This window comes from Pectobacterium peruviense (genome assembly GCF_003312355.2).
GTDB classification, from domain to species: Bacteria; Pseudomonadota; Gammaproteobacteria; order Enterobacterales; family Enterobacteriaceae; genus Pectobacterium; species Pectobacterium peruviense.
In genome coordinates, this window is sequence record NZ_CP161826.1 from 4,323,382 (window position 1) to 4,349,883 (window position 26,502).

A 26,502-nucleotide genomic window follows, 5' to 3' on the forward strand; every position below is an offset into this window, starting at 1 on the left:
TACTAAATTGGGTCGTGAATGCTAAGTTGGGTCTGGATACGCTGACGGAGTGATTTCTTATCAATCTTGCCGACCGGTGTGACGGGCAAGGTGTCGATCATCTCGAAGCGGTCCGGCAGTTTGAATTCGGCAATACCCTGATTGCGAAGATATTTTCTTAACGTGATGGCTTTCAGTGAGGAATCGCTGACCACCAGAAAAGCACAGCTTTTTTCGCCCATGACCGGATCGGGCATGGATACCAGCGCGGCATGGAGAATGCCGTCATGCTTGAGCAGCAGATTTTCGATTTCTTCGGCAGCGATCTTTTCACCACCGCGGTTAATCTGATCTTTCTCCCGCCCGACCACACGCAAGTAGCCCTCTTCGGTCATCTGCACCACATCGCCCGAGTGGTAGAAACCGTCGCTGTCGAAAGCACGGGCATTGTGCTCCGGGCTGCGGTAATAGCCACGGAAGGTATACGGGCCGCGCGTCGCCAATAGCCCCGCTTCACCTCTCGGCACCGGGTTACCGTCTCGGTCTAACACCTTCACTTCATCGTCTGGGCTCATCGGGTAACCCTGCGTGGTAAAGATGTGCTCGTCGCTATCGTCCAGTCGGGTGTAGTTCACCAGCCCTTCCGCCATCCCCAGCACCTGTTGTAACTGACAGCCCAGCACCGACGGAATACGACGGGCGACGGTTTCACTTAGTTTCGCTCCACCCACCTGCAAAATCTTCAGGCTACGCAGCGCTTCGCCAAACTGTTCTGCCGCCTGAATCCACAGCGCGGCAGCAGGCGGCACCAGTGAAGTAATATCGATTTGATGACGTTCGATCAGCGGGAAACAGGTCATTGCTCCCGGATCGGATGCCAGTACGACGCGTCCACCAGCGTAAAATACGCCCAGTGAACCGGGAGAACTTAGCGGGAAATTATGCGGCGCGGGCAACGCACACAGGTAGCGGGTCTGTGGCGTTAGCTCGCAGATTTCCACACTACGACGCACGCTGTAGTAGTAATCGTCATGGGTGCGAGGAATCAGCTTCGGCGTGCCGGTACTGCCGCCAGAAAGCTGGAAGAAGGCGACCTGCCCCGACGCGGAAGGCTGATACTTATTGGCGGAAGTACTCGGTTGCAGCCAGTCCGTCAGACTGTGCCCCAACGGGCTGTCGCCAAGCATCACCACTGTTTTCAGGCTAGGGACCTGCGTTTGTAGCCGATCCCAAAACTCACCATTGCCAAACAGCGGATGTTCGGCTGATGCGATCAGCAAGCGCGGTTCGATCTGCGTGGCGTACGACAGCAGCTCCAGCTTGTTATGGCTGAACAGCGCGTTAACTGGCGCGACGCCCATTTTCAGCAACGCAAAAAAGGTCAGGTAAAATTCGGCCACGTTCGGCAACTGCACCAGCGCGGTGTCACCACCGCGCAGACCGCTTTCCGTCAGGCGAGATGCAAGAGCGGAAGATTGCCGATCCAGTTCCCGATAGCTCCACTGACGCTCGCCGCACACGACGGCAACGGCGTCCGGCTGTGTCGCCAGATGACGTTCCCAGGCATCCGTTAACGGCAGGCCGACCCAGTATCCCTTGTCGCGATAACGCTGTGCCAGTTCCTCTGGCCAGGGCGTAAATTCAATGCTCATAGTCCATCCACACCTGAGTTAAGCCCAAACGCATTCAGCATCGTGTTTAATTTGGCGGCGGTTTCAGCCCATTCATCCTCGGGGACGGATGCCTCAACAATACCCGCGCCAGCAAACAGGCGGACCTTATTGTGTTTGATGGTGCCGCAGCGAATGACTATCACCCATTCGCCATCACCGTTGGCATCACACCAGCCGACGATCCCGCTGAATACGCCACGATCGTGCGGTTCCAGTTCGGCGATCAGTTGACGCGCTTCCTGTGTAGGGAAGCCGCACAGTGCGGGGGTCGGATGGAGCTGACAGGCGACCTGAAGTGCTGTCATGTCCGGGTTTGCCAATTCACCGCGGATCGCGGTGGACAAGTGCCACATTGAGGCAGTGCTCATCAGCGAGGGAGCCGATGGAATGGTTAACGACGCACACAGCGGCATCAGGCGCTGACGAATGTCGTCCACCACCAGCTTATGCTCGTGTTTGTCTTTGCCTGAATTCAACAAACGCTGGCTGTTCAGATAGTCCAGATGTTCATCGTTCATCCGTCGCGCCGACCCCGCCAGCGGATTAGAGACAATCACGTTCCCCTGCTTACGCAATAGCAGTTCTGGGCTGGCACCCAGTAATACCGAACCATCGGGCAGCGGCAGCGAGAAGTGGTATCCCCCCGCGTTCTGCACCATCAGATTGTTGAGGATCGTTTGCGCCTTAACAGGGCTCGCCAGTTCAATGTCCAGAATACGTGACAGCACTGCCTTGCTCAGTTCACCACGGCGGAAGCGCTCAACGGCCTCTGCCACGATGGACTTGAACTGACATTCGTCCGGGACACTGTTTAGCGTTAACGCTTTTGGTGCCGCAGTCGTGTGCTTACGAGCACGGCTGACGAGTTCAGACTTCGTCGTAACGGTATAACTATCAGGAATATAGAGACAAGATGGTTGCGTGGTATCAAAAGGAATCGCCCCCACAACAATAGGCAGCGACTGCCCTGCCTGACGCGCCCGCTGGAACGCCTGCGAGATGGCAGGGCTGAGCCCGTCATCGTGCGAGCCTGGAGCACAAACAGGGGACGAAATACGTTCAAATAAGCCAGAAGTAGAAAGGCTTCGGTGTTCCGATGCATATAAAAAAGCGGTCTGTTCCGAATAGGTTAGTCCGCTAAATGTTTCAGTTTCTGTAATCAGTGTATCCACAAGACAGCTCCTGCGCTCGCAAATTAAATACCAATGATTATTAAAATCATTATCATTCATATTAAGCGCAGTTAAATTACACTGAAGTAACGTGTTCGGTCAATCCTTCCACACAATGGTTATTCACGCCCATTAATTGCGGGTTATATTGATGTTAATCAATTTTATTGTTCATCTTTCACAACAGTTAATGGTTAGCAATAAGAATGTATTGATTATAAAACCCACATCACAGATGATAATGAAAATGGTTATCATTTATTGTCAATGAAATTAAGCTGCGCTAGACTGCGCAAATATTTTACTAACTGTGTCTAAATGTGAGCCTGTCATGGATGAAAGCATGTACCGCCCGCACACCCGATACGTTGTGCATCTGGCGTTGCTCATCAACATGCTTTCCCTCGGTAGTCTGATGATGGTGATGCCGCTAGGTCCTGACTTCGTCAGCGCCCTGTCCATGGATGCCAAGAACATCGGCTATATTAGCGGCGGCGCAACATTTGCTTCTGCTATCGTCGGCTTCCTCGCCGCGCCCTATCTGGACAGATTTAACCGCAAACATGCCCTGATCGTTCTACTGACGCTGCGCTTCGGCCTGACGGCAGCCTGCATGTTTGCCACCAGCCAAACCGATCTTTTGCTGCTGTTCATTCTGGCGGGCTGTGTTGCCGGGCCGGCATCCGGCGTCTTGATGGCGGCGGTTGTCGATATTGTGCCAGCCAACGAACGTGGAAAGCAGCTGGCCTATGTCGGCATGAGCTTTTCGCTTGCGGCCATTGTTATCATGCCGCTGTCGCTGGAGCTGGCTCACCGTATTAACTGGCAAGCGCCGTTTTATACGTTCGGCATCGGCGGCCTGCTGCTGGTGTTGTTAGTGCTGTGGCTCTTTCCTTCCATGCCGCCGACGCATCGAGTTCAGCAAGATCTTGCTCCCAGTAAAGCGCCAACCTCTGTACTACATGACCTGCTGGCCTCTCCTCTTTTCGTGCTAGGGCTAACGGTGATTTCGCTACAAATGTTCGGTCATTTCCTGCTGATCCCTCATTTTTCCAACTATTTTCAGTTCAATCTCGCTTTCCCGCGCGATGATATTTCACTGCTCTATCTCTGCGGTGGGCTGGCAAGCATGGTGACCATGCAACTGTGCGGCAATCTGCTGGATCGAGGGTATGCCAGCCGGACGATCGTGGTAACGACACTGCTGCTGGCCGTTGTCATTCTCTGCGGCTTCGTTTTTCCCTTTTCACTTTCCCTGTATCTGGTATTCCCCCTGTTCATGGCACTCAGCGCGGCGCGTTCCAGCAGCACGCTGGCAATTACCGCGGGTATTCCGCTACCGCATCAGCGCGCCGCGTTCATGTCCTATCAGGGAACTGCGGCCAACGTGGCCTCGGGGCTTGCCAGCGTCGCCTCTGCCGCTTATCTGAGCACCTCCGCAGAGGGAAGAATTGACGGATTCTCACAGCTCGCCGTCGCCAGCACTATCTTTGCACTGGCAGCCATGCTGCTGACCATGCGCTTGATTCCACAGTTGGCTGAACGTGGCCGGAAAATGGCAGCACGCCAGTCGGCACAGGTGACTGAGCAATAAACTGATCGACTCACACAACGAGTGGGTCGGCAACACGTTACTTACGGGGATATTTTTTCCACTCTTTGATGGGGTCTTTGACATGCAGCTAAAACCGGAAAGTCGTTTTTCACATCATCATTTTCCACACAGCAAGGTGTATCACGCCCTGCTAGTGACGGGATTACTGGCACTGCCTGCGCTCGCACAGGCAGAAAACGCAGCAGATGAAAAAATCGTCGTAACAGCAACACAGACGAAACACACCACGCTAAGCGCCCCCGCCAGCGTCTCTGTCATCACTCGCGCCGAGCTGGAAAAGATGTCGGTGAATAACGTTTCCGACGCGGTGAAAAAGCTACCGGGCATTAATATCAACCCGTCATCTACCTATGGCCGTAACGAAATCAAGATCCGTGGCATGCGGGCTGACTACACGCTGCTGCTGGTGAATGGCCGTCGTATCAACTCCCAAGAATCACTCGCGGCCGACATGGGGAACGATTTCGATCTTAGCTCCATTCCGATGTCAGCGATTGAACGTATTGAAGTGATTCGCGGCCCGATGTCTTCGCTGTACGGTGCCGATGCGCTGGGCGGTGTCGTAAACGTAATACTGCGCCAGCCGGGTGAGAAAGTTGCCGGTGAACTCGGCTATAACTTTCAGGCGCCAACCGAAGGTTCCGGTGGCGATCATAATCGTCTGAATGGCTACGTCAGCGGGCCATTAATAGAAAATACGTTGCTAGGTAGTTTGATTGTAGACGGCGGCAAACGTGATGCATGGCGTACCGAACAATCTAAGAATCGCAACTCAGATGCTCTGGAAAAACGTGATAACTATAGCGTGCTGGGTAACCTGACGTGGTTGATCGATTCACAGCAGAGTTTGGATTTTGATGCAACGTATACCAAAGATGACCGCTTCGTTGACTGGAATAACTCAGGAACCACGGCTCATAATACACAAAAAATTGATCGCCTCGGCCTGGGACTAACGCATAACGGTAGCTGGGACAATGTTGATACGCGGCTACGTTATTACTACGAAAACATCGATTTAATGGATAATTCTGAGCTGAATAAAGGCATAGCCGACATTACCCAGAATAATCATACGATTGACGGGCAGATCTCTGGTTATCTGGGCGATCATCTGCTGACCGGCGGCGGCGAATACCGCATAACATCCTTAGAACACAGCATGAACATGAAAAGCGGCAAAATAGACGTCAATCAGAGTGCTCTTTTCCTGCAAGATGAATTCAAGATTGCGGATTTAGCCCTCACCTTTGGTGGTCGCGTCGACCACCATGAAGTTTATGGCACCGAGTTCAGCCCACGCGCCTACGCCACTTATAGTTTGACTGACAACTGGGTGATCAAAGGCGGTGTCAATAAGGCATTTAAAGCCCCAACCCTCGCTCAATTTACCCCCGGCTATATGAAATCAGCATGCCGCGGATTTTGCTATCTCGTCGGTAATCCTAATCTCAAAGCAGAAACCTCTATCAGCTATGAAATAGGTACCGCCTATGAGGCTGAACGCTTCGGCGGAGGTGTCACTCTGTTTAATAATGATATCAAGGACATGATCCAATCTGAGGCTTGGAATTATGACAGATCTAAGATAGTCAATCTTCCTTATTACAACGTGAATAAAGCACGTATCCAAGGAATCGAGACCTCATTCTGGGTCGATCTGACTGATGACCTGAACTGGACCACCAACTGGACGGTTGTCGATGCCGAAGACCGCACCACCAGAAAGCGTCTGAAGCAAACCCCGAAAAATACGGTTAACACGCAGTTGAACTGGCAGGCACTGGATAATCTTTCAACCTATGTGTCCTATCAGTACACCAGTAACCAATATCTGCGCGATAAAGAAGCACTTAGAACCAGAGGCTTCAATACCGTGGATATCGGTGCCACCTATACACCGGTTAAAAACGTAGATCTGAAGCTGGGCCTCACTAACCTGACTAACGAAAAACGGGACTACGTTGCCACCGACAACGACTACTTCCTGTCTGGACGTACGGTGTACGGCGGAGTGAGCTACAAGTTCTGATGCCGATAAGTTCTGCTCAATGACTCTAGCCCGCTAACGCGGGCTTCAGACCGTTGACAAACCTATTTTCCGAATGAAAACGGGCGTAACGGAATAGAAGAGTAAAGCGTTTGCGCCAAGGATGGCGCAACCCGAGCTTACATGGACGTATTTACAGCGTCTTTACGATCTATCCGTTACTCCCGCTCTACGGACTTTGTCAGCAGCCTCAGCGCTAACGCGGGCTTTTTTAGCAGCAAATAAAGGTGGTGACGTCGTACTCTCTCAGCAGATACGCACCTTTAAAACGGCGTCCGGCATAAAACGTCGGCGTCAGATCGGTCAGCAGTTCCAGCTCAAACTCGCGTTTGGTGATATCCAGCGCCACCAGCCTGGCATCCAGAAAATCGAAATAGTGCCGAACCTGCGGGTAAAGTGCCTTGAACAGGCTCTCTTTCGCCGAGAAGCTTACCGTCAGTAAACAGCTAAATCCCTCGTCTCGCCCCTGAAACCACTGAAACTCTTCATCGCCAATGATGCCGGGCCACAACGATTGCGCACGCTCGTCGGACATAAATCCTTCGATATCCACGCCCACGCACGATACCTCATCGCTACGTAAATGTGCGGCGCAGAGTACGCTGTCTTTGTTATGGCTCAGTGAACCAGCAACATTTCCCGGCCACTGCGGTGAGCGGTCTTCTCCGCTATGCAGAATAAAATCGGGATGGTCCAACTTGTTTAATACACGCTTGGCCAGACAACGGCCAGCCAGAAATTCGGCGCGTCGTTTCGGTACCGCGCGCTCTAGCGCGTCAGAAAAAGGAATGTTCGCCTCGGCAAAAAGCGCGTCGTCATAGGCAGACAAATGGAAATGGCAGCGAGCAGTAATACCTGGGTAGGCGGCACCGTCCGTTGCCCGTGGAAAAGTAATCCATTCAACATCATCAATAAAAGCAGAAAGCATGTCACTCTACTCAGGCAAGCATATCGCACCAGAACTCGGTAAACACTGCGGAAGCTCCGATTAAACCCCAATAAATACAGGGATTTAAACGAAAAATGGGCGACTTTCGCCGCCCATCATCTCGCTACCGCAAGAATGCCAGGTTACATCTACAGAGCCAAAAAGAACCCTGCGATGCAGGCGCTCATCAGGTTAGAAAGCGTACCTGCCGCAACCGCTTTCAAACCAAAGCGGGCAATATCCTGACGCCGAGTCGGTGCCATACTGCCCAAACCTCCAATAAGAATAGCAATAGACGAAAGGTTAGCAAAGCCACACAGCGCGAACGAAATCACAGCTTTGGTATGATCCGACAGAACCTGCAAACCAGCAGCCTGCACCACGTCATCAGCTTTCAGATATTCACTGAAATTCATGTACGCGACGAACTCGTTGACGATCAGTTTTTGCCCAATGAACGAACCCGCAACGGTCGCTTCACTCCAGGGAATACCGATCAGGAACGCAACGGGTGCAAAGCACCAACCCAGAATCATTTCCAGCGACAGCTGCGGATAGTCAAACCAGCCGCCAATGCCGCCCAGAATACCGTTCAACACGGCGATCAACGCGATAAATGCCAGCAGCATCGCACCAACATTCAGCGCCAGTTGCATACCAGAAGCTGCACCGCTTGCCGCCGCATCAATGACGTTGGCGGGACGGTCGTCTTCATCAACAAAGCCAACCATCTCATCATGGTCGTGCGTTTTTTCTGTTTCTGGCACCATCAGTTTGGCAAACAGTAACCCGCCCGGTGCAGCCATGAAGGAGGCAGCGATCAGGTATTCCAACGGCACGCCCATCTGGGCATAGCCCGCCATCACGGCACCGGCAATGGATGCCAGACCGCCACACATCACCGCAAACAGCTCTGATTGCGTCATGTTGGCAATATACGGACGAACCACCAGCGGTGCTTCCGTTTGTCCGACAAAGATATTAGCCGTCGCAGAGAGCGATTCAGTACGGGAGGTTCCCAACAGTTTCTGCAATCCACCACCAAGTACCTTGATGACCAATTGCATCACGCCTATGTAATACAGCACGGCGATAAGGGAAGAGAAAAAGACGATGATCGGCAATACGCGGAGTGCAAAAACAAACCCGCCACCACCAAAAACCTCAAACATTTTGTCGGAGACCAGCCCGCCAAACATGAACGACACGCCTTGATTTCCGTAGGCGATAACGTTTGCTACACCGCCCGTCAAACCCTCCAGGATCTTGCGCCCAACTGGCACATACAGCACCAGCGCGCCGATAGCGATCTGAAGAATGAAAGCACCGACTACGGTGCGCAATCTGATAGCTTTACGGTTATTGGACAACATAACCGCGCACAGTATCAAAACAATCATGCCGATGAGACTCATAACGAGTTGCATGTGCAGTTCCCTATAAAACGCGTGAAAAAAGTGAATGCATAATAAAAAATCATTTCGCCAGAACGGTCAGCACGCGCTGGCGAACCAATCCTATACTCTAAATAATTCACGTTTTAGGCAGGCGGCAAGCAAAGGAATCCCGATGAGCTTACACAAGTAAGTAATTCGGGTGACTTGGCGTAGCCAACGTACATGCAACGTGAAGTATGACGAGTATAAGGACAGGCCCGTGAAGGTCGCTAATTTATGTCACAAATACATACAACATCGAACAGTCCAAAACACCAAAAAGTGATCTTCATCACAATTTTATGGTTGGTATATGAAATCGAAATGGCTGTTCTGTCTGTTGTTGCACAGAAATAAGAGAAAAGTAGAAGCCGTATCGCCTTCCGCGTTGAGGAACGGTAGTCGCGCCACAGCAGCCACGTTACGCCGAGGTCAGTCTTCCAAACAGCCTAAACGAATTCTGCAAGAGCACCTCGGCAATGTCTTCAGGCGGCTCCGTTCGCAGCTCACACAGCGTTTGAAACGCACACGAAATACGCTCAGGCCGGTTTGGCTGCCCCTGATAGCCACTCATCGGCATATCGGGCGCGTCGGTTTCCAGCAGCAGCCGATCTAATGGCAGTTGCACGATCGCCTGACGGGTTTTATTCGCTCGGTCATAGGTAATCGTTCCTCCTACGCCGATGTAATAACCCAGTCGGATAAAAGCCTGCGCCTGTGCCAGGCTACCGGCAAAACCGTGAACCACACCAGTGCGTGGTACTTCAATACGTCGGAGTAATTGTGCCAGCCTGTCGTGGCTGCGTCGCGAATGTAGGATCACGGGAAGATCGTATTTTTTCGCCAGCCGAAGCTGAGCCTCAAGGAAAGTAAGCTGCCGCTCGAACTGCGGCTCCGGCATATAGAGATCCAACCCAATCTCACCCACCGCCACCAGTCTTGCAGGCCATTGGAGCAGTTCTTCTTCCAGACGAAGCAGGTCGCTCTCCTGATGTTCGGCGATATAAAGCGGATGAAGACCAAGTGCGGCATAAAGCGGGGAGTAGGTGCGAGCGAGCGTCAACACGCGCTCAAAATGCTGGGAAGCAACGGCTGGAATAATGATACGCTCAACGCCAGCGTCTTGCGCCAAACGCAAGCTTTCCGGTGCATCATCATAAAATAGGGGGAAATCGAAATGACAGTGGGTATCGATAAAACGGTATCGTTCAGAAGGCACTTCACTTTTCTCCGCTAAGATTAACCCCGTCAAGATGAGGCAACCTAATCTACGCACAAGTAATATCCTGCCAACACATCATGGCAGAATCGGACTTGCCGTTGCAGTGAAGCCTCAGTGTAACGTGGTTTTCTCTGAGGATACCTCTTCGTGGGCTTTTCCGTAACCCTCTTGCAAGACGCCAGACAAGTAATCATTACTCCCTTCCAGCCAGGCGCAGTCGCTGTCAAACCAATCGGCCCACAGCGCCAGAAAGTTCCCTTTCCACTGTTTCCATTTGCCAACAACGATATCGCTATTCATCATAAACCTCCTGATAAACTGTCGAAATGCAGCAAATACGTGAACAGTGTGCCGGTAAAATGTGACAGCCGCATGGCGCGGCTGTGTGCTCTGTATGACATTATTTAGAGTATATAATGCGCTGTGCTGTGCTACGGCCGTTTCCGACCTGTGAACAAGCTAACCAGAAACAGAATAATACCGACTACAAAGACGATTTTCGCCGCGCCAGCTGCCGTACCGGCCAATCCGCCGAAACCCAGTGCTGCCGCGATCAGTGCGATAACTAAGAATATAATGCCCCAACGAAACATACGCTCTCCTTACCAGACAAAATGAAAAATCATGGTGGTCATCCTGACGCGCTTCGTGCGTCCTGACTGCGTATCCACAGGTCGTGTTTTATTATGCGGATTAGGTCGGGTTATCCGCCATTACGGATAACCCTGTACAACATGGCGATGGTTATTTCACTGCCAGGTCGTTCTTGACGCTTTTCACGCCATCAACGGCCTTCGCAATACTTTCAGTACGGTCGGACTGCGCTTTGTTATCCACTTCACCGCTCAGTAACACTACGCCTTCGTGAGTCTCGACTTTCACCTTACGGGACGGAACAATGTCATCCGCCAGCAATTTGGCCTTAATCGTGCTGGTAATCACGGCATCATCGGCATACGCACCAACCGATTGTGATGGATTATCTTTAACCTGCAATTTATCGCTTACAGATTGGACGCCCTCAACCTGCGTGGTAATTTCCACTGCGCGGGTGCTGAGTGCCTGACTGCTGACAAAGCCGCTCAGTGTAACGACACCCTTTGATGTTTCGACTGAAATGTCGCTGCTGGTAATCGATTTATCTTCCAGCAACGCGCTTTTCACTTTTGCCGTGACAGCGCTGTCACTCATGTAGCCAGACGCTTTATTGGCGGAGCTATCGATTTTTGCACCAGTTGTGTCCGCGATACGTTCTACCTTCTGCCCTAACGTTTCTTCAGCCATGGCACCGCCAGCCAGAATCGAACCCAGAGCAATTACGATCAGCGATTGTGTCAATTTGGTCTTTTTCATCGATGTCTTCCTTCTTATGCTTTTCTGTCAGCCCGACACAGTCTGTGTGTGGCCACGTTAACGCCTGCACAGTCATCAGCAAATCAAGGTGATAATGACGTTACCAACACTCCGATAATTCTCTCTTCTTGCATAAAAAATCAGAGCATTAAATTGCAAAGGCGAAACAAATCAAAACAATGAACCAACTTAAATTACGTTAACAGTTGAACAAGCCAAGTCCGTTAACACGCTGTTAACTATAGCCTACAGAATGGAAAATCACAGGGGAAGGAAGGAACATGTGCCGCAATTCAGATTTGTCTGTTGCGCCAAGACGAGAAAGCATGCAGTGAAAAATACAAAACTAACACATTGATTTTTAAATCATTTAAAAATAAAAGCACCCGGCATTTTTGGCCTAAAGCCAAATATAACCGGGTGATGATTATTTTAACAACGTGGTTACTATTTAAACGCCACAGTCACGATTTTTTCGTGAAACCGCAGCGCTATCGAACTAATTCATGTCGTTATAAGAAATTAATGTCGTTATAAAATTAATGTTCGCGCGTTTGGTGGAACGTCACTTCAGGGTAGCGTTCCCGTGTCAGGTTCAGGTTCACCATCGTCGGTGCGATATAAGCCAGATTATCCCCGCCATCCAGCGCCAGATGCTGTTCGTTCTTACGCTTAAACTCTTCAAACTTCTTCGCATCGCTGCACTCAACCCAGCGCGCGGTAGAAACGTTAACCGACTCGTAAATCGCTTCAACGTTGTATTCCGTTTTCAGACGGGCAACTACCACATCGAACTGCAGCACGCCGACAGCACCAACGATAAGGTCGTTGTTGGTCAATGGACGGAATACCTGTACTGCGCCTTCTTCAGACAGCTGTACCAACCCTTTCAGCAGCTGTTTCTGCTTAAGCGGATCGCGCAGGCGGATGCGACGGAACAATTCCGGCGCAAAGTTAGGAATACCGGTGAATTTCATGTCTTCACCCTGGGTAAACGTATCGCCAATCTGGATCGTGCCGTGGTTGTGTAGCCCGATGATATCGCCCGGGTAGGCTTCTTCAATGTGGGAACGATCGCCCGCCATGAAGGTCAGCGCGTCGGAGATCACCACATCTTTGCCCGTACGAACCTGACGCAGCTTCATGCTCTTTTCATATCTACCGGACACGACGCGCATAAATGCTACGCGGTCACGGTGTTTCGGGTCCATATTGGCCTGAATCTTGAACACAAAACCGGTGAATTTCTCTTCCGCTGCGGTAACTTCACGGGTATCCGTTTTACGCGGCATCGGCGTAGGTGCCCAAGCGATCAACCCGTCCAGCATGTGATCGACGCCAAAGTTACCCAACGCAGTACCAAAGAAGACAGGCGTCAGTTCACCAGCAAGAAACGCTTCCAGCTCAAATTCGTGCGAGGCCCCTTTAACCAGTTCCAGTTCTTCACGCAGTTGCGCAGCCAGTTCTTCGCCAACGGCGGTATCCAGCTCAGGGTTATCCAACCCTTTAACGATGCGCACTTCCTGAATCGTGTGACCTTTACCGGTTTGGTACAGATAGGTTTCGTCTTTATAAAGGTGGTACACGCCTTTGAACAGTTTGCCGCAGCCAATCGGCCAGGTGATCGGCGCACATGCAATTTTCAGCTCACTCTCAACTTCATCCAGCACTTCCATCGGATCGCGGATGTCACGGTCGAGTTTGTTCATGAACGTCAGAATCGGCGTATCACGCAGACGAGTGACTTCCATCAGTTTACGCGTACGATCTTCGACCCCTTTTGCGGCATCGATCACCATCAAACAGCAGTCCACCGCCGTCAACGTACGATAGGTATCTTCGGAGAAGTCTTCGTGCCCTGGGGTATCCAGCAGGTTAATCAGACATTCACGATAGGGAAACTGCATCACGGACGTGGTAATTGAGATACCACGCTGCTTTTCCATCTCCATCCAGTCGGATTTCGCATGCTGGTTGGAACCACGCCCTTTTACCGTACCGGCAGTCTGGATCGCCTGTCCGAATAGCAGGACCTTTTCGGTAATCGTGGTTTTACCGGCATCGGGGTGAGAAATGATAGCGAACGTTCTTCTTTTAGAGACTTCGCGGGCGTATTCACTTGGAGACATGATTTTCAGGTTTCTTTTGTTAGCCACCCGGCGTCAGCATCAAGTCAACAACACACCGATGTCAGATCGTCAGGCAAAGCGGAAATAAACTGTAGCCGAGCATTTTCCCTGATTTAACGAGCAGACACAATCGGTGATGGTATAAACAGCGCGGAAGCATCATGTCTTGAGTCGCCATTCTGGTACCACGATCAACAATTACGCCATAAATCATTTATAAAGTTATCATTTATCTTTGCCGATAATATCTGGGTCAATATTTAACCATTTGATCGCACTTAAGGAGAGAGTATGAGCTTGTCTGTAAATAATACGGGTTATAGCAATTCTCAGGCCCAAAGCACCGCGACATCATCGGCTACAGCACAGTCAGCGACAGAAAAATCGACAACGGCAGAGTCCACCACAACAAGCAGTGACAGCATAAAAATCGTCGATCCTATTACCGGGAAAACCGTCACCTTCCCCACCAATATAAAGATTTCCGCGGAAGCAATGGCGCGCTTGAAAGAAAATATGACCAATCCCACGCATCCTGACCTGAGTGAAATCGATCAAGACACACTAAGAGAGGAGATGCTTAAAAATCGTGATCTGATAATACAAAGCCATTCCAGCAATGCCCCCAATCTGGATATCAAGCTGTCTGTTGATTACATCAGTACGAACGAAATGGCCCTTGAACTGTGGTCAAATAACCTCAAAGCTGACAGCGGCATCAGTAAAGATGATTTTGTCGATCTGGTTCATCAAGCGCTGTCTAAACCATCCGATGTGACAACGTGGAGCTATACCACCGATAGTATCGAAATCACGCTAAAAGCCGCAAAGTTGGAAGAATTGAAAAACCGCTATGTGGATAGCGGCGCTCATCAGAAGGCCGATAAGGATATTCAGGACTTCATCACGTACCAGTCTGACGCGCTGAGTAATCTGGAAAAAAACATTCTGCAAGATGAGTATCAGCGCAGCGTCGACGCGGGAGACACCGATAAGACGAATTCTACTTTTCTGGAATTGCAAAGAAATGCGGAAGGTACATCAGCCACGCAGGTTCAGCGCCAGCAAATTTTTTCTCTGGCAGCCTCAACGCGTGCGGATTCCTTGTTTGACAGCTTTCGCAGCTATATCTCGGCAACCACGGCTGACCGCTATACCAAGAGCGATCATATCTCGGTAGTCAGCAAATTTCAGACCCACTGGCTTCAGTTCCAGCAACAGTTGAAATAGCCGCGTCGCCCTCCGTACAAACAGAGCGTTTGTACGGGGTGGCCGTCAGCGCGTCAGAGACTTTTCTCTTCCCCGTCTTTTTTCACTATTACACTGCCATCCGGCTGCGTGTCGCTCTCCGCCTCATCGTCTTCTTTCACTGGTGTACTTGCAGTAAGAAGATAAGGTGACTGCTGCCAGCGGGTACGGCGATTCTGCAACAGCGTGCGAGTTAGAATGATGCCGATAGCCAGTGAAAGTAAAATCATCAGACGCAGAATATTGGTGGTGTTATCTACCTGTCTGGCTTCGGTCGCCAGAACATGCGTATCCAACGTAATGCGCAGGAACCCAATAGGCCCCTCTTTTCCCTCAATCGGCTGCACCAGTTGATGGTTAAAGTAGCTACCAACCCGATTACCGTCCAGCGCCAGTCGGTCTCGCAGTTGCACCTGTTCACCGATATGCGCCACCAGCGAACCGTCCTGTTGGTACACGCCAGCATCTAGAATACGGCTATGATCGGTAAGCTGTTTGAGGATGGTAGTAATCTTTTGGCCGTTATCATCCACGTTGCCCATCAGCGGGGAAAGACTATACGCCACCTGTCTGGACAGCGTGCGCGCTAGATCTTCAACCTGCTCAGAACGCGCCATCTGGTGGCTCAAACTGAAATAGGACGCACCTTGCATTAATACCACCAGCAGAGCGAGGCAAATCAACGCAATTGCCGTGCGGTGTAGACGAAATTTCAACCGGGCGCGAACCATGATAATCCTTACACGATTTGGATACTTTCATGTTGCCAGAAGCGCCGACGATAGGATAGCTTGTTGCCCAGTTTTTGAAGGGATATGTTTGGCCAACGCCCCATCCCTTTTTATCGCACGACTTTATCGCGCTACTGCCAGCAGAGGATTTACCCCATGTCGAATAGTCTGACCTATCGTGATCTCCCGAATGAGATCAACTGTTGGCCGGGACTGCCATTATCACTGAGCGGTGACGAAGTGATGCCGCTTGACTACCGCGCTGGCGATACCGGCTGGCTGATTTATAGCGATGTCCTCGATAAAAATCTGATTTCTCGTTACCAGCGCAAGCTGGGAAGCGCCATGGTTATCGTGAGCGCCTGGAACGTGGGCGATTATCAGGTTATCCGTTTAGCGGGCACACTGACGCCGCGTGCAACCAAACTGGCTCACGAACTGGGTATCGATGTCGCGGCCATGAGCAACGCACCAACGCTGCGTTCGCCGGGTTTACTGGTCATGGACATGGATTCTACTGCGATTCAGATCGAATGCATTGATGAAATCGCCAAGCTGGCGGGCACTGGCGAAATGGTGGCCGAAGTCACCGAACGCGCAATGCGCGGTGAGCTGGACTTCGCCGCCAGCCTGCGTCAGCGAGTTGGGACATTAAAAGGTGCCGACGCCACTATTTTACAAACGGTACGCAAAACGCTGCCGCTGATGCCGGGCCTGAATAATATGGTTAGCCAGCTTCAGGAAGCGGGTTGGCACGTCGCCATTGCTTCAGGCGGGTTTACCTATTTTGCCGATTATTTGCGTGACGAATTAGGCCTGGTCGCCGCTGTTGCCAATGAATTAGGCATGCAAGATGGCAAGCTGACTGGTGAAGTCATCGGCACGATTGTCGATGCAAAATATAAAGCCACTACGCTGCAACAGTTAGCGGAAAAGCTGGAAATTCCAATGCATCAGACCGTTGCTATCGGCGACGGCGCAAACGATCTGCCGATGATCAAGACAGCCAGCTTAGGGATTGCCTATCACGCTAAGCCCAAGGTTAATGAGCAGTCTGCGGTAACCATCCGTCATGCCGATCTGACCGGCGTGCTCTGTATCCTCAGCGGCAGCATGAGACACGAAAAGCGTTAATCAGTAGGAGGTGATACGTGGCAAAAGCCATCAAACGGGCGTTTGTATGTAATGAATGCGGGGCCGACTATCCGCGCTGGCAAGGGCAGTGCAGCGCCTGCCACGCCTGGAACACCATTACCGAAGTTCGCCTGGCATCGGCGTCCGTATCACGTTCCGACCGTCTCACCGGCTATGCGGGTGAAAGTGCTGGCGTCAGCCGGGTGCAAAAGCTCTCAGAAATCAGCCTTGAAGCCCTGCCTCGCTTTTCCACTGGCTTTCTGGAGTTTGACCGCGTTCTGGGCGGCGGCGTCGTTCCGGGCAGCGCCATTCTAATCGGCGGTAGCCCCGGCGCAGGTAAGAGTACGCTGCTGCTGCAAACACTCTGCAAGCTGTCAGAACAGATGAAAACCCTGTACGTCACTGGGGAAGAATCATTGCAGCAGGTGGCGATGCGGGCACACAGACTCAATCTGCCAACGCAGAATCTCAACATGCTGTCGGAAACCAGCATCGAACAGATTTGCCTGATTGCCGAGCAAGAACAGCCGAAGTTGATGGTCATCGACTCCATTCAGGTCATGCACCTCGCCGATATTCAATCTTCTCCCGGCAGCGTGGCGCAGGTGCGTGAAACCGCTGCCTACCTGACGCGCTTCGCTAAAACGCGCGGCGTCGCCATCGTGATGGTCGGCCACGTCACCAAAGACGGTTCGCTCGCCGGGCCGAAAGTCTTGGAACACTGCATTGACTGCTCCGTGCTGCTGGACGGCGATGCCGATTCGCGCTTTCGCACGCTGCGCAGCCATAAAAACCGTTTCGGTGCCGTTAACGAGCTAGGTGTGTTCGCCATGACGGAGCAAGGACTGCGCGAGATCAGCAATCCGTCAGCCATTTTCCTCAGTCGTGGAGACGAAGTGACGTCTGGCAGTTCGGTCATGGTGGTGTGGGAAGGTACGCGTCCGCTGCTGGTCGAGATTCAGGCTTTGGTTGATCAATCGATGATGGCTAATCCGCGTCGCGTTGCGGTTGGGCTGGAGCAAAACCGATTGGCGATCCTGCTAGCGGTACTGCATCGCCACGGCGGCTTGCAAATGTCGGATCAGGATGTGTTCGTGAATGTCGTTGGCGGCGTCAAAGTGACCGAAACCAGCGCCGACCTGGCACTGCTGCTATCGCTGGTTTCCAGCTTCCGCGATCGCCCACTGCCGCAGGATCTGGTCATTTTCGGTGAAGTCGGCTTGGCGGGCGAAATTCGTCCGGTTCCCAGCGGCCAAGAGCGGATTACCGAAGCAGCCAAGCATGGCTTCACCCGCGCCATCGTTCCTCATGCCAATATGCCGAAGAAAGCCCCAGCCAGTATGCAGGTATTTGGCGTGAAAAAGCTGGCCGACGCGCTGGCGCTCCTCGACGATCTCTAAACGAACCGCAGAAAGGCATTCGCGACTCTTCCCCTGTTCGCCTTAAGCTAAAACAGGGGTGTGAAAGAGTTGCGGAGGTTGCCTTATCTTGTGGTATTTTGTTTAGTAAGCTAAACAAGAGTGTTGCACCATGTCATCATTTGATTACCTGAAATCCGCTATCCGCCAGAAGGGTTGCACCCTACAGCAGGTTGCCGACGCAACCGATATGACTAAAGGCTATCTCAGTCAATTACTTAATGCCAAAATAAAAAGCCCTAGCGCACAGAAGTTGGAAGCACTGCATCGGTTTCTTGAGCTGGAATTCCCTCGCTACGAAAAGAATATTGGTATCGTCTTCGGCAAGTTCTATCCGCTACACACCGGCCACATTTATCTGATTCAACGCGCCTGCAGTCAGGTCGATGAACTGCATGTAATTTTAGGTTACGACGAACCGCGCGACCGTCTGCTGTTTGAGAGCAGCTCGATGTCACAGCAGCCCACCGTCAGCGATCGTCTGCGCTGGCTGCTGCAGACCTTTAAATATCAGAAAAATATTCATATTCATGCCTTTAATGAGCAAGGAATGGAGCCCTACCCACACGGCTGGGATGTGTGGAGTAAAGGAATTCAGGCATTCATGCAGGAAAAAAGCATCACGCCCAATTTCGTCTACACCAGCGAAGAGCAGGATGCTCCACAGTACCGCGAGCATCTGGGGATTGAGGCCGTTTTGATCGACCCGCAGCGATCCTTTATGAACATCAGCGGCTCGCAGATCCGCCACGATCCTTTCCGCTATTGGGACTATATCCCGACCGAAGTGAAGCCGTTCTTTGTGCGTACCGTTGCCATTCTTGGCGGGGAATCCAGTGGTAAATCTACGCTGGTAAACAAGCTGGCTAATATCTTCAACACCACCAGCGCCTGGGAATATGGTCGCGATTATGTCTTCTCCCATCTGGGTGGCGACGAGATGGCGTTGCAGTATTCCGACTACGACAAGATTGCACTGGGTCAGGCACAGTACATTGATTTTGCGGTCAAATACGCCAACAAAGTGGCCTTTATCGACACCGACTTTGTCACCACGCAGGCGTTCTGCAAGAAATACGAAGGCCGTGAACACCCGTTCGTTCAGGCGCTGGTCGATGAATACCGCTTCGATCTGGTGATTTTGCTGGAGAACAACACGCCGTGGGTGGCCGATGGGCTACGCAGTTTAGGCAGCTCTACCGCCCGTTCGGAGTTCCAGAACCTGCTGAAAACGATGCTGGCTAAAAATAATATCCCGTACGTTTACATCAAAGAGTCGGACTACGATTCGCGGTTCCTGCATTGTGTGGAATTGGTACAGCAGATGTTGGGCCACGATCGATCGCCCGAACAGATAAAAAACTAGCGCGAGTTCCACTGCCAATGGTGAGAAGGGGTAATAATTTCCGGCAGCGGAATGTCCCAACTTTCCACTGGCAGTGCGTCGACCTTCTGACAATCGTGGGCCAGCCCAATCGGGTAAGGTCCGCGAGACATCTGGTTGCGATACTGCAACGTACGATCGTAAAAACCGCCGCCCATGCCCAAACGCTGCCCCTGATGATCAAACGCCACCAGCGGCGTCAGCAGAATATCCAACTGCGGTAACGGCAACACCTGCCGCACGTCCAGACTCGGCTCCATAATCTTCAGACGATTGCGCACCAGCTTGGTGTCCGGCGCATAGCGTAGGAACAGCAGATACCCAACGCGAAATGGATGCAGAACCGGCAAGTAAACACGCTTCCCCTGCTCCCACAGCTGTTGAATCAACGGGTGCGTATCCAACTCGCCATCAAACGACAGAAATACTGCGACGCTATCTGCTTGTATGATCTTCGGGTGTGCTATGACGCGCTCACACGCCTGTTGGGCAAATAATCTCTGCTGTTCCGGCGTCAGTAAACGCCGCTGCTGACGCACAGCCTGACGAATCTGCTGACGTGATGCTGCCGTAGAGGAAGGTGAAGTCTTGGGAATAATTGACGTGCCAGAAGATGACATGGGCTGTGTTCGCCACGGGTCAAGAGTGATAAAAGAAAGGGAATCTCCGAGATGCCGCCGCAGGCTGTAACCCTTGAACCCTTGGTTCAAGGTGAACATAACGTCGCAGTCTTAAGGCTTCTCGGACGAACCGAGCTTGCTCACCAACCGCAGAGCATTACATTCTGTTTGGTATGAAATATCGGCTCAGGGGACTGGCCCGCTGACAAACATCTCAGAGAAATTTTATTCGTTACTCGCGATAAACCTTAGCACGTCTTATCGCGTAAAAACACCGTACTTTTGTCAAAATACGACGTTATTCAAATTGTGCACCCTGACGGTCCGTGATCTTGCCCTGTTCCAGCAACGCTTGCTCGATGGTCTGCTGCAACATACGAATACGTTGTTCCATATTCGATGCATAATCACGCGTCTTACCCCGCTCCTGCGCCAGTTCATGGCACACATTCAGCGCGGCAATAAACACCAGTTGCTCAGTGTTTGTGACTCTAGTGCGAACTTTAAGATCTTGCAACCGCTGGTTAAGATCTTCCGCTGCCTGATTCAACGCTTCCTGTTGTTCTGGCGGACAATTCACTCTTAACGAACGGCCAAAAATTTGAATATCTACTGGTTGTGCAGACATACCACCTTCCTGCCTTTTTTCGTTCTTGCGCCCGCGTGTCGCATAGCATGAGCATTACCCGTTACATCGGGTTCGTTAAAGCGGGCGCCACTATATATAGCCGAGATCTAAGATACAAGCCCTTTCTGGAATCCAAAGGGAGCTTGGTGGTAGCATAGCATGAACCAATCCAGCCAACGATGACGAATCCGCATGTCTATAGAGAATACGTTTCCTGCCTATGAAGGCCTTAACCAACTGCTTCACCAACAGCAAGTCGCGCTGACCGCAGCAGAAATGCACGGCTTGATCAGCGGAATGCTGTGTGGTGGAAACCATGACGACAGTTGGAGAACGCTGGTTTTTGAACTGACCAATGAAGGTATGGCGTTTACTCAAACACTGTCGCAACCGCTTCAGGACCTGTATCAAGCCACGCGTGAAGCGCTGGAAGATGATGGCTTCCTGTTTCAGCTTTTCCTGCCAGATGATTCACTGGACGAGGTGAGCGTTTTCGATCGCGCCGATGCGCTGGCAGGTTGGGTCAACCACTTCCTACTGGGCCTGGGCGTCATTCAGCCGAAGTTGAACAAAGTTAAAGGCGAGCTGAAAGAAGCCATCGAAGATTTACGCAACATCGCACAGCTTGGCTACGACGAAGATGAAGATCAGGAAGAGCTGGAGCAATCACTGGAAGAAGTGATTGAGTATGTTCGCGTTTCTGCCATTTTGTGCCATACCGAATTTACCAGCCAACACGTTGTGACGGCACCCGAACAGCAAAAACCAACGCTGCATTGATTTTTTATGCAGGGCGGTCTTATGAAAAACGCTATGTTATTGAAGGCGTGCCTTATTTAGGGCTGAAGGGAAAGGTAACCGCACGGACAATTTTCAGGAGCAGGTGATGAATCCACAAGAATTTCTTCGTCGTCGTCAGGTACTGTTGGAAAAAATGGTACCGGGCAGCGCGGCGATCATTTTTTCTGCGCCAGAAGCGCAGCGCAATGCCGACAGTGACTACCCTTATCGTCAAAATAGTGATTTCTGGTATTTTACGGGGTTCAATGAACCAGAAGCCGTTCTGCTGCTGGTAAAAAGCGATACCAAACATCATCACAGCGTCATCTTCAACCGCGTGCGCGACCTGACAGCGGAAATCTGGTTTGGCCGTCGCCTGGGTCAGGAAGCGGCACCCACCAAGCTCGGCGTTGACCGAGCACTGCCGTTTGGCGAAATCAGCACACAGCTGCATTTATTGTTGAATGGATTAGACGTGGTGTACCACGCACAAGGGCAGTACGATTACGCCGACAAGCTGGTTTTTGCCGCGCTGGAAACCCTGCGTAACGGAACCCGCCAAGGGTTTGCTGCCCCCGCGACACTGACCGACTGGCGTCCTTGGGTGCATGAAATGCGCCTGTTCAAATCGCCTGCGGAAATCAGCGTAATGCGTCGCGCCTGTGAAATTACAGCGCTGGCTCATACACGAGCTATGCAGAAATGCCGTCCTGGCATGTATGAATATCAGCTTGAAGGCGAGATTCACCACGAATTTACCCGTCACGGTGCACGCTACCCGTCTTACAACACCATCGTCGGCAGCGGTGACAACGCCTGCATCCTGCATTACACCGAAAACGAAACGCAAATGCGCGACGGCGATCTGGTGCTAATTGACGCAGGCTGTGAATACAAAAGCTATGCTGGCGATATCACCCGTACCTTCCCAGTCAACGGTAAGTTTACCGCGCCGCAGCGTGCCATTTACGACATCGTGCTGCGCTCCCAACTGCGGGCACTAGAGCTGTTTGGGCCGGGCCGTAGCATCCGCGAAGTCAACGAAGACGTGGTGCGCATCATGGTTAGTGGGCTCATCAAACTCGGCGTGATGAAGGGTGAAGTCGAAGAGCTGATCGCCGAACAGGCACATCGTCAGTTCTTCATGCACGGCCTCAGCCACTGGCTGGGTCTGGATGTGCACGATGTGGGCAATTACGGCACCACCGACCGAGGCCGTCCGCTTGAGCCCGGTATGGTGCTAACCATCGAGCCGGGTCTTTACATCGCGCCCGATGCTAAAGTGCCGCAGCAGTATCGGGGGATTGGTGTGCGCATTGAAGACAACATCGTGATCACCGAAAACGGTAATGAAAACCTGACTGCTGGCGTAATCAAAGACGCTGATGCCATCGAAGCGCTGATGGCGCAACGGCATGACACACAGTACTAAACCGTTCTTTCAAAGGACAACGGCATAATTGCAAAGGACAACAGCATGGCGGTCATGATTGTCGGTGGTGGAATGGCGGGCGCGACGCTGGCGCTGGCGATATCACGGCTTTCACAGGGCACAATACCGGTTGACCTTATCGAGGCATATTCACCACTCGACAAGGAACATCCCGGTTTTGACGGGCGTGCTCTCGCGCTGTCTGATGGCACACGCCAACAGCTAGCGGCGCTGGGTATCTGGCAAGCACTGTCGGGCAATGCAACGGCGATAACCGACATCCACGTCAGCGAGCGCGGTCATGCCAGCGTGGTGAATCTGCACGCGTCGGATTATCACGTTCAGGCATTGGGCCATGTGGTTGAACTGCATGACGTCGGGCAGCGTCTGTTTTCCCTGCTGCAACAGGCACCGGGCGTGCGTCTGCACTGCCCGGCGAAAGTGGTTGCCGTCACGCGGACGCAAGAGAACGCCACGCTAACGTTGGATAATGGCACTGAGCTTACAGGCCAGCTACTGGTTGCCGCCGATGGATCGCACTCTATGTTGTCGCAGTCCTGCGGGATTCATTGGCAACAGCATGAGTATGATCAGGTCGCGGTGATCGCCAACGTGACCACCGCCGAACCCCATCGCGGATGCGCATTTGAGCGATTTACCCCGCACGGTCCGCTGGCGCTGTTACCGATGAGTAACGGTCGCAGCTCACTCGTCTGGTGCCATGATAAACATCGTCAACACGACATCGATGGATGGAGCGAAGTCGAGTTTCGCCAACAGCTACAGCAGGCTTTTGGCTGGCGTTTGGGGCAATTCACCCACACTGGCGAACGCCATAGCTATCCGCTGCGCTTGCTAACCGCAAGCCAGCACATCAGCCATCGGCTAGCGCTAGTGGGCAACGCGGCACAAACGCTGCACCCGATTGCCGGACAAGGCTTTAATCTGGGAATTCGCGATGTCATGTCGCTGGCGGAAACGCTCGTCGATGCGGCGAAGAACCAGCAGGATATCGGCCAGTACAGTGTACTCAGCCGCTATCAGCAACGGCGCGAACCCGATCAACACGCAACCGTGGCGATCACCGATGGTCTGGTCAGGCTGTTCGCTAACCGCTATACCGCGCTGGCGGTCGGTCGCAATCTGGGCCTGATCGCTATGAATAACCTGCCGTTGATGCGCGATGCGTTTGCCCGTCGCACGCTAGGCTGGGTAGAACGTTAATTAAGCTCGCCAACAGGAAAATACGGAAATGCAATCATTCGACGTGGTTATTGCCGGTGGCGGTATGGTCGGTCTGGCGCTGGCCTGCGGCCTACAGGGTAGCGGCCTGCGCATTGCCGTGCTGGAAAAACAGGCGGCCGAGCCTCAACCGCTCGGGAAACACCATGCCTTGCGCGTCTCCGCCATCAATGCCGCCAGCGAATGCCTTCTGCGCCATATCGGCGTCTGGGAGAATCTCGTGGCGCAGCGTGTCAGCCCTTATAACGCTATGCAGGTCTGGGACAAAGACAGCTTCGGTAAAATCAGCTTTAGCGGTGAAGAATTTGGATTTTCCCATCTCGGGCATATCATTGAAAACCCAGTGATTCAGCAGGTTCTGTGGCAACGTGCCTCACAATTAAGCGACATCACTCTGCTTTCCCCTGCGTCATTAAAACAGGTCGCCTGGGGCGAGAACGAAGCCTTTATTACGTTGCAGAACGACAGCATGCTGACCGCCCGACTGGTGGTCGGCGCGGACGGCGCGCATTCGTGGCTGCGCCAGCATGCGGATATTCCGCTGACCTTTTGGGATTACGGCCACCACGCGCTGGTCGCCAATATTCGTACCGAACACCCACATCAGTCCGTAGCACGTCAGGCATTTCACGGTGACGGCATTCTGGCATTCCTGCCGCTGGACGATCCGCACCTCTGTTCGATTGTCTGGTCGCTTTCACCGGAGCAGGCCCTAGCGATGCAGGGCTTGCCAGTGGAGGAATTCAATCGTCAGGTCGCCATGGCGTTTGATATGCGGTTGGGGCTGTGTGAACTGGAAAGTGAACGTCAAACTTTCCCGCTGATGGGGCGTTATGCCCGCAGCTTCGCCTCACACCGGCTGGTGCTGGTTGGCGACGCTGCGCACACCATTCACCCGCTGGCAGGGCAAGGCGTCAACCTGGGTTTCATGGATGTCGCCGAACTGATTGCAGAACTGAAGCGCTTACAGACGCAGGGTAAAGATATCGGCCAACACCTTTATCTGCGACGCTATGAACGCCGCCGCAAACACAGCGCCGCCGTGATGCTCGCCAGCATGCAGGGGTTCCGCGAATTGTTTGACGGCGACAATCCGGCGAAAAAGCTGCTGCGTGATGTGGGACTAGTGCTGGCAGATAAACTCCCCGGTATTAAACCGACGTTGGTACGTCAGGCTATGGGATTACACGATCTGCCAGACTGGCTTAGTGCTGGGAAATAATAAAACCGGAATGGATAATAAACCTCGCTGCTTAGGCGGCGAGTTATCAATAACGACGCCTTTTTAATTCAATCAGTAATCTTAACCACTTATCTTGTTATTTAATCTACTAATGATTTTTTACTTACATAACGCACTTTATAATTTAGATATAATTAGCGTGATATGCTTTTCTCCCCCTCAATATTTACCATTAAAAACAAACGATTAAACATTTTTGGAAAGGAGATCTTTCTGACATAAATCATATTTTTTATTAAATATTCGAGTGATCCTTTTTTTCAAAAAAAATTTACGTTATAACAACCTAACAAGGATTTTTAACAGGGAGTTACAAGCATGGCTAATTCTATTTTTATGAAGATAACGGGAAAAATTCAGGGACTCATTTCTGAAGGGTGTTTAAGTATCGATTCTGTAGGGAATAAACATATTTCTGGTCTCGAGAAAGCTGTTTTCATCTTATGAAAACGATCTTAACTATCTTCATTTTATTATCTTCCCTGCTGTTCTTTTGGGGATGGCTTATCATCGTTCCTGATACCGTTTATACGGAAAAAGACATTTTTAAGTACTATACATTAACCTATAAAGAAATCAGGGACGCACCGAGACTGTCAAAGAAGTATTACTTTTCTTATGGGCCGAGTGATGAGGCAAACCCTCAGATAAGTACGATATATTCATGCGATCTAGATAACATTAATGAGGCTTACGATAAGTTGCTCGATTATGTTAACAGTACTGGCATCCCATTAGTTGATGATTTCTCCTTAGGTAATTACCCATCATTCGATGAATACTTTCAGATCATTAAAACAAAAGAGCAAGACAGAGTAACAATGAAAGAAATAGAATGTCTAATGTTGGATTTATCCAAGGAACAACGTTAATTAATACTATGATTGAGTGAATGGCGTAATGGATTAAAAAATGAGTACATTCGCGTTTGAGCTGTCCTTGGCTTAGAAATAAGTCAAAAAGGCGTTATCATTAATAAAAAATCTTATTAATCTATTCCTTCAGCGCTGAAGGAGAGTGATGAACGAACATGCATGGAATAATCACTACTTTGAAAACATGAGCGAGTTTCGAAATACAATATT

At 51.5% G+C, this 26,502-nt stretch carries 23 protein-coding genes and 1 other RNA gene; 11 read left to right on the forward strand and 13 right to left on the reverse strand.

Features of this window, described 5'->3' with window-relative positions:
* Positions 1-2: 2 nt before the first annotated feature.
* The gene (locus DUT67_RS19445) at positions 3-1,631 is read right to left on the reverse strand and encodes a (2,3-dihydroxybenzoyl)adenylate synthase (RefSeq protein ID WP_113626373.1); all 1,629 of its coding nucleotides are present in this window, start codon (positions 1,629-1,631) and stop codon (positions 3-5) included.
* Positions 1,628-2,824, reverse strand: a complete 1,197-nt coding sequence (locus DUT67_RS19450) for an isochorismate synthase MenF (RefSeq protein WP_113626374.1) — start codon at positions 2,822-2,824, stop codon at positions 1,628-1,630. The genes DUT67_RS19445 and DUT67_RS19450 overlap by 4 nt, the downstream gene beginning before the upstream one ends.
* Before the next feature lie 343 nt (positions 2,825-3,167).
* Between DUT67_RS19450 and DUT67_RS19455 the strand changes: the two genes are divergently transcribed.
* The gene (locus tag DUT67_RS19455; RefSeq protein WP_113626531.1) at positions 3,168-4,418 is read left to right on the forward strand and encodes an MFS transporter; all 1,251 of its coding nucleotides are present in this window, start codon (positions 3,168-3,170) and stop codon (positions 4,416-4,418) included.
* An 82-nt stretch (positions 4,419-4,500) separates the two neighbouring features.
* Complete coding sequence (locus DUT67_RS19460) at positions 4,501-6,471, forward strand: TonB-dependent receptor (protein ID WP_113626375.1); 1,971 nt, start codon at positions 4,501-4,503, stop codon at positions 6,469-6,471.
* 229 nt (positions 6,472-6,700) lie between these two features.
* On the opposite strand, the gene DUT67_RS19465 is transcribed toward DUT67_RS19460, so the two are convergent.
* From DUT67_RS19465 to prfC, 7 genes are all read right to left on the reverse strand, one after another.
* The gene (locus DUT67_RS19465) at positions 6,701-7,417 is read right to left on the reverse strand and encodes a 4'-phosphopantetheinyl transferase (RefSeq protein ID WP_113626376.1); all 717 of its coding nucleotides are present in this window, start codon (positions 7,415-7,417) and stop codon (positions 6,701-6,703) included.
* 149 nt (positions 7,418-7,566) lie between these two features.
* A complete protein-coding gene (locus tag DUT67_RS19470; protein WP_048258513.1) occupies positions 7,567-8,844 on the reverse strand; it encodes a NupC/NupG family nucleoside CNT transporter in 1,278 nt (425 codons plus the stop codon).
* Positions 8,845-9,274: 430 nt separating this feature from the next.
* A complete protein-coding gene (locus DUT67_RS19475) occupies positions 9,275-10,072 on the reverse strand; it encodes a TatD family hydrolase (protein ID WP_113626377.1) in 798 nt (265 codons plus the stop codon).
* A gap of 114 nt (positions 10,073-10,186) precedes the next feature.
* The gene (locus DUT67_RS19480) at positions 10,187-10,375 is read right to left on the reverse strand and encodes a stress response protein (RefSeq protein WP_010284712.1); all 189 of its coding nucleotides are present in this window, start codon (positions 10,373-10,375) and stop codon (positions 10,187-10,189) included.
* A gap of 131 nt (positions 10,376-10,506) precedes the next feature.
* Positions 10,507-10,668: a DUF1328 domain-containing protein gene (locus tag DUT67_RS19485; RefSeq protein ID WP_003019081.1), complete on the reverse strand. Its 162-nt coding sequence runs from the start codon at positions 10,666-10,668 to the stop codon at positions 10,507-10,509.
* Between the two features lie 151 nt (positions 10,669-10,819).
* Positions 10,820-11,428, reverse strand: coding sequence for a molecular chaperone OsmY (gene osmY, locus DUT67_RS19490; protein ID WP_048258511.1), 609 nt, complete (start codon positions 11,426-11,428; stop codon positions 10,820-10,822).
* A gap of 539 nt (positions 11,429-11,967) precedes the next feature.
* Complete coding sequence (gene prfC, locus DUT67_RS19495; protein WP_113626378.1) at positions 11,968-13,557, reverse strand: peptide chain release factor 3; 1,590 nt, start codon at positions 13,555-13,557, stop codon at positions 11,968-11,970.
* A 291-nt stretch (positions 13,558-13,848) separates the two neighbouring features.
* Here prfC and DUT67_RS19500 point away from each other — a divergent pair, with 291 nt between their 5' ends.
* Positions 13,849-14,787: a hypothetical protein gene (locus DUT67_RS19500; RefSeq protein ID WP_113626379.1), complete on the forward strand. Its 939-nt coding sequence runs from the start codon at positions 13,849-13,851 to the stop codon at positions 14,785-14,787.
* 53 nt (positions 14,788-14,840) lie between these two features.
* On the opposite strand, the gene DUT67_RS19505 is transcribed toward DUT67_RS19500, so the two are convergent.
* On the reverse strand, positions 14,841-15,536 hold the full coding sequence (locus DUT67_RS19505) for a YtjB family periplasmic protein (RefSeq protein WP_048258508.1): 696 nt from the start codon (positions 15,534-15,536) through the stop codon (positions 14,841-14,843).
* Between the two features lie 156 nt (positions 15,537-15,692).
* On the opposite strand from DUT67_RS19505, the gene serB reads away from it, so the two are divergent.
* The 3 genes from serB to nadR all read left to right on the forward strand — a co-directional run bounded on the left by serB (position 15,693) and on the right by nadR (position 19,454).
* A complete protein-coding gene (gene serB, locus DUT67_RS19510; protein ID WP_113626380.1) occupies positions 15,693-16,670 on the forward strand; it encodes a phosphoserine phosphatase in 978 nt (325 codons plus the stop codon).
* A 17-nt stretch (positions 16,671-16,687) separates the two neighbouring features.
* Positions 16,688-18,070 carry a DNA repair protein RadA gene (radA, locus tag DUT67_RS19515; RefSeq protein WP_113626381.1) on the forward strand — a complete coding sequence of 461 codons (1,383 nt, stop codon included), beginning with the start codon at positions 16,688-16,690 and terminating at the stop codon, positions 18,068-18,070.
* A 130-nt stretch (positions 18,071-18,200) separates the two neighbouring features.
* Positions 18,201-19,454 carry a multifunctional transcriptional regulator/nicotinamide-nucleotide adenylyltransferase/ribosylnicotinamide kinase NadR gene (gene nadR / locus DUT67_RS19520; protein WP_048258505.1) on the forward strand — a complete coding sequence of 418 codons (1,254 nt, stop codon included), beginning with the start codon at positions 18,201-18,203 and terminating at the stop codon, positions 19,452-19,454.
* Here nadR and DUT67_RS19525 read toward each other — a convergent pair.
* The 3 genes from DUT67_RS19525 to zapA all read right to left on the reverse strand — a co-directional run bounded on the left by DUT67_RS19525 (position 19,451) and on the right by zapA (position 20,720).
* Positions 19,451-20,092: a 5-formyltetrahydrofolate cyclo-ligase gene (locus DUT67_RS19525; protein ID WP_113626382.1), complete on the reverse strand. Its 642-nt coding sequence runs from the start codon at positions 20,090-20,092 to the stop codon at positions 19,451-19,453. The genes nadR and DUT67_RS19525 overlap by 4 nt on opposite strands.
* A 39-nt stretch (positions 20,093-20,131) precedes the next feature.
* Positions 20,132-20,316, reverse strand: a non-coding RNA gene (ssrS, locus tag DUT67_RS19530) — 6S RNA.
* 74 nt (positions 20,317-20,390) lie between these two features.
* On the reverse strand, positions 20,391-20,720 hold the full coding sequence (gene zapA / locus DUT67_RS19535; RefSeq protein WP_048258503.1) for a cell division protein ZapA: 330 nt from the start codon (positions 20,718-20,720) through the stop codon (positions 20,391-20,393).
* Between the two features lie 192 nt (positions 20,721-20,912).
* On the opposite strand from zapA, the gene DUT67_RS19540 reads away from it, so the two are divergent.
* The 5 genes from DUT67_RS19540 (at position 20,913) to DUT67_RS19560 (ending at position 26,289) form a co-directional block, all read left to right on the forward strand.
* Positions 20,913-21,500 carry a YecA family protein gene (locus tag DUT67_RS19540; RefSeq protein ID WP_048258502.1) on the forward strand — a complete coding sequence of 196 codons (588 nt, stop codon included), beginning with the start codon at positions 20,913-20,915 and terminating at the stop codon, positions 21,498-21,500.
* A 106-nt stretch (positions 21,501-21,606) separates the two neighbouring features.
* Positions 21,607-22,932 (forward strand): Xaa-Pro aminopeptidase, encoded by a 1,326-nt coding sequence (gene pepP / locus DUT67_RS19545; RefSeq protein ID WP_048258501.1) that lies wholly within the window; start codon positions 21,607-21,609, stop codon positions 22,930-22,932.
* A gap of 45 nt (positions 22,933-22,977) precedes the next feature.
* Complete coding sequence (gene ubiH, locus DUT67_RS19550) at positions 22,978-24,156, forward strand: 2-octaprenyl-6-methoxyphenyl hydroxylase (RefSeq protein ID WP_048258500.1); 1,179 nt, start codon at positions 22,978-22,980, stop codon at positions 24,154-24,156.
* 28 nt (positions 24,157-24,184) lie between these two features.
* Positions 24,185-25,396 carry an FAD-dependent 2-octaprenylphenol hydroxylase gene (ubiI, locus tag DUT67_RS19555; RefSeq protein ID WP_048258499.1) on the forward strand — a complete coding sequence of 404 codons (1,212 nt, stop codon included), beginning with the start codon at positions 24,185-24,187 and terminating at the stop codon, positions 25,394-25,396.
* A gap of 464 nt (positions 25,397-25,860) precedes the next feature.
* Positions 25,861-26,289, forward strand: coding sequence for a hypothetical protein (locus DUT67_RS19560; protein WP_048258498.1), 429 nt, complete (start codon positions 25,861-25,863; stop codon positions 26,287-26,289).
* Positions 26,290-26,502 lie beyond the last annotated feature (213 nt).